The 987-nt window shown below is 55.8% G+C and carries 1 protein-coding gene; it reads right to left on the reverse strand.

Annotated elements, in window-relative coordinates; genetic code table 11:
• Positions 1–929: IS30 family transposase (locus AC1RMF_RS26595; RefSeq protein WP_493145561.1), on the reverse strand; the 929-nt coding region annotated here is incomplete at its 3' end.
• Positions 930–987 lie beyond the last annotated feature (58 nt).

Below are 987 nucleotides of genomic sequence, written 5' to 3' on the forward strand. Positions count from 1 at the left end.
GCCAATGTGAAGCGCTTATGGTCTGCCATTTCCTTGCCACGGTCCCAGGTCAGCGATTTGTAGAGTTCTTGGGGCAGCTTGCGCGCATTCTTGATCAATGCATTGACGACCGTCTCAGTATCCTTGCTGGCAACCTTTACCAGCATGACGTAGCGAGTGTGGCGCTCCACAAGCGTTGCAATCTGGGTGTTGAGACTTCCAAACAGCAAGTCTCCTTCCCAGTGACCTGGTACGGCTCGGTCTTCTACCGTGGCGGGGCGCTCACTGATGGACACCATGTCCTTTATCTGGCCATGGTTGTCCGTCTTTTGCGTGTGATGGCGCGAGCGACGCATTCCTCGCGTACGCCGGAGATGTTGCTGTAGCTCCTTCTTCAACGCCCCACGGGCCTGTATGTAGAGGCTGCGATAGATGGTTTCGTGTGACACGTGATAGCTCTCGTCGTCGGCATAAGCGTACTTAAGCCACCCAGCAATCTGCTCTGGCGACCACTGCAATTGCAGCTTGCCAGCCACAATCTTTGCCAGCGCTCTATTCTCCACAAGCTTACAGGTCTTGGGGCGACGTCCCCGATCCCAGGCGGCCTGTTCAGCCACACTTGCCCGATAACAACCAAGCCCACCATTGCGTTTGATCTCGCGGCTGATGGTCGAAGGTGATCGGCCAAGTTGGGCTGCAACTGAACGGATTGAGCGGCCTGCCACTACAGCACGGGATATCTCTTCGCGCTCCCCCAAGGTCAGGGCGAATTCCCAGCGACAGCGCTCTGGCGGACGTATGCCACCAGTTATCGCCAGAATGCCGCGCACGGTTCCGTGACGTCGGTTGAATAGGCTAGCAATCTGCTCTAGGGATTCCCCCTTCTTCCAGCGCTCCCACATCAGTGCCTTCTGGCTATCTGTGTAGAAGGTCCTTGTCCGATACTTCATTTACAACACTCCTTCTGCTTACGCAGTATTTAGTGTGTTGCATCGACCGGTTGAATCC

It is taken from the genome of Rhodoferax sp. GW822-FHT04A08, from assembly GCF_058801025.1.